The sequence below is a fragment of the Bradyrhizobium sp. genome (assembly GCF_019242285.1).
Classification (GTDB): Bacteria; Pseudomonadota; Alphaproteobacteria; order Rhizobiales; family Xanthobacteraceae; genus Bradyrhizobium.
This window is the reverse complement of record NZ_JAFAVV010000106.1, coordinates 1-3,245: the sequence shown is the minus strand read 5'-3', so window position 1 is coordinate 3,245 and position 3,245 is coordinate 1. Positions and strand designations below refer to the sequence as shown.

Annotated in this window: 3 protein-coding genes and 1 pseudogene; 2 read left to right on the top strand and 2 right to left on the bottom strand. The window is 67.6% G+C overall.

Annotation, left to right across the window (positions count from 1 at the left end; all coding sequences use genetic code 11):
• Together JOY90_RS03980 and cysD are read right to left on the bottom strand one after the other, a co-directional pair.
• Positions 1 to 1,572 (bottom strand): GTP-binding protein (locus JOY90_RS03980; RefSeq protein WP_291689861.1); only part of this gene is annotated, 1,572 nt, incomplete at its 3' end.
• Positions 1,573 to 1,589: 17 nt separating this feature from the next.
• Complete coding sequence (gene cysD / locus JOY90_RS03975) at positions 1,590 to 2,384, bottom strand: sulfate adenylyltransferase subunit CysD (RefSeq protein WP_291689862.1); 795 nt, start codon at positions 2,382 to 2,384, stop codon at positions 1,590 to 1,592.
• 329 nt (positions 2,385 to 2,713) lie between these two features.
• Between cysD and JOY90_RS03970 the strand changes: the two genes are divergently transcribed.
• Positions 2,714 to 3,031 (top strand): DUF2849 domain-containing protein, encoded by a 318-nt coding sequence (locus tag JOY90_RS03970; protein WP_291689860.1) that lies wholly within the window; start codon positions 2,714 to 2,716, stop codon positions 3,029 to 3,031.
• Positions 3,032 to 3,044: 13 nt separating this feature from the next.
• Positions 3,045 to 3,245: pseudogene (locus tag JOY90_RS03965) on the top strand (nitrite/sulfite reductase); the annotation flags it as partial.

Genomic DNA, 3,245 nt, shown 5'->3' with positions numbered 1-3,245 from the left:
GAGATGCGTTGCGACCTCGGCAAGGCGCCGGATGTTCTCGCTGCGGTCCTCGGCTGAGAAGCCGAGATCGCGGTTCAAGCCGGCGCGCAACGTGTCGCCGTCGAGCAGGATCGGCGAGCCGCCGCGCGAGAACAGCCGCCGTTCCAGGGCCCGCGCCAGGGTCGACTTGCCGGCGCCCGGCAGGCCCGTCAGCCACACCACCGCGCCGTTGTGACGATAGCGCGCCGAGCGCTCGTCGGCGCGCAGCGCCGATTCCACCGGCACGATGTCGACGGGCGCCGCGCGCTGCCCGGCCTCGACGGACAGCACGAGGCCGCCGCCGGCGATGCGGCCGTTGACCTCGATCACGAGGCGGCCGGTGCGCGGGTTGTCGGCATGGGCGTCAGCCGCAATCGGCTGCGCCAGCGAGATGTCGATCTCGCCGACATGGTTTTTCGCGATCGCGCTGTTCTCGGTCGAGGACAGCGCGCCGGGATCGACCGCCTTCTCGATTCCCGCGACGGTGGCGCGGGCCTCGCGGGTGCCGAGCCGCACCAGGATCGCGTCGCCCTTCGACAACGGCTTGTCGTGCAGCCAGAAAATGCGCGCGCGCAGCCGCCGCGTGTCGCGCGGCACAGATCCGGCATGCGCGATGACGTCGCCGCGCTCGATGAACAGCTCGCGGTCGAGCGTGATGCCGACGGAGCGGCCGGCGCCCTGCTGGCCCGCGACCGACGCCGCCGGCCAGCCCTCGACGGTCTTGATCTTCGCGATCTTGCCGGCCGGCATGATCACGATCTCGTCGCCGGCGGCCAGGTGGCCCGACTCGATGCGGCCCGCGACGATGCGGCGGTCGTCGAACTTGTAGATGGCCTGCACTGGCAGCCGCAGCGGCAGCGCCGACAACGGCCGCGCCGGCTCGAGCGCATCGAGCGCCTCGACGACGGTGGGGCCCTCGTACCAGCCGATGCGCGGCGTGCAGGCCGCGACGCCGTCGCCCTCGCGCGCGGAGATCGGGATCACGGCCGTCGGCGTCACGCCGAGGCCGGTGAGATGCGCCGAAATCTCGGCGCGGATCTCGTCGAAGCGCGCGGCGGAGAAGTCGACGCGGTCCATCTTGTTGACGACCACCGCGACCTGGCGGATGCCGAGCAGATGCAGGAGATAGCCATGGCGCCGCGTCTGGTCGCGCACGCCTTCCAGCGCGTCGATGATCAGCACGGCAGCGTCGGCCTGCGAGGCGCCGGTGATCATGTTGCGCAGGAACTCGGCATGTCCGGGCGCGTCGATCAGCACGATGTCGCGCGAATTGGTGCGGAAGCGGATCTGCGTGGTGTCGATGGTGATGCCCTGGTCGCGCTCGGTCTGCAGCGCATCGAGCAGGAACGACCATTCGAACGGCATGCCGCGCCGCGCGCTGACGGCCTTGAGCATCTCCAGCTTGCCGTCAGGCAGGCTGCCGGTCTCGTGGAGCAGGCGGCCGACCAGCGTCGACTTGCCGTGGTCGACATGGCCGACGATGACGATGCGCACTTGCGCCCGGGTGGTGCCGTTCGGCACGGCCGACAGGCCGGCGGGGGCGATCATGTTCATGATGATGCTTTCAACTGTCACAGATAGCCCGCGACCCGCAGCCGCTCGAATGCGTCTTCAGTCTCATGGTCGAGCGCGCGCCCCGCCCGCTCCGGCACCTTTGTCTGTTCGAGCTCGGCCAGGATCTCCTCGATCGAGCCGGCTTCGGAAGCGACGGGGAAAGTGATGTCGGCATCGCCGAGCGAGCGGTAGCGCTTGCCTTGCTTTGACAGATAGAGCGGGATGATCGGGATGTTCTCCCGCCGCGTGTAGGCCCAGATGTCGGCTTCGGTCCAGTGCAGGATCGGATGGATGCGCAGATGCGCGCCCGTCGGCGGCTGGGCGTTGAAGTGATCCCAGAACTCGGGCGGCTGGTCGCGCACGTCCCAGCCGCCTTCGAGCCCGCGCGGCGAGAACACGCGCTCCTTGGCGCGCGTCGCCTCCTCGTCGCGGCGGATGCCGGCGATCAGGCCGTCGAAACCGTATTTGGCGAGCGCCATCTTCAGCCCCTCGGTCTTGCGCGCCGCCGAGCGCGCGGCCGGCGGCAGGGTCGGATCGACCGCATCGATCGGCGGGCAGGGCTCGACGCGCAGGTCGAGCTCCCATTCCTTGCTGAAGTGGTCGCGGAACGCGTACATCTCCGGAAACTTCTTGCCGGTGTCGACATGCAGCGCCGGAAACGGCACGCGCCCGAAGAAGGCTTTGCGCGCGAGCCAGACCATCACGTTGGAGTCCTTGCCGAGCGACCACAAGAGCGCGAGCTTCTTCAAGCGCGCGAAGGCCTCGCGCAGGATGTAGATGCTCTGCGCCTCCAGCGCGTCGAGATGGTCCATGCCCGGCGCCTCTGCCGGAATTTGCGGCAGGGACGACACCAGTTTGGGCGGCGCGTGGGGAAGCCGGTCGTGGGCGGAATTGTTGTCGAGAAGATGCATGTCGCGGCCCCGGGACCTTGGAGACGAATTTTCCACGGCCGCGCTGCAACAGAGAAGAAATAATTTTCTCTTTGGGCGGCTTGCAAGACACTTAGAGAGAAAATAATTTCGGTCAAGCCCCGATGATGGGAAGGCCAGTATCGAATGCGGTTTCTATCTGATTTTCCAGATTCGACGTTCCGCCGCCCGAACCATCGTCCCGTTTTAACGCGTCTGCTGGAAGCTGCCGAATGACCTCCCCGCTCGAACAGAAGAAACTCCGCATCACCGGTCCGTCGGTCGTGACCGCCAATCGCACCTGGGATGGCGCGGTGATCTACCGCACGGCGAGGGCCGGCTGGTCGGACGAGCTCGCCGATGCCGCCGTCGTGCGCACCTCAGACGATGCCCGCGCGCTGCTCGCCGAATCCGCCGCTGACGATCTCGGCGCCATCGGTGCCTATGTCGCGCCGGTCGAGATCAGGGATGACGGCCGGATCGAGCCGGGCAATCTGCGCGAGCAGATCCGCCGCTCCGGCGTCACCATCGGCCTGCCGGTGCAAGCATAAGGTTTTCTCACGCATGTACGCCTATGACGAGATCGACCGCACGCTGATCAACGAGCGTGTCTCGGAGTTTCGCGACCAGGTGAAGCGCCGCCTCTCCGGCGAGCTCACCGAGGACGAGTTCAAGATGCTGCGGCTGCAGAACGGCGTCTATCTGCAGCTTCACGCCTACATGTTCCGGGTCGCCATCCCCTACGGCACGCTGTCGTCGGCGCAG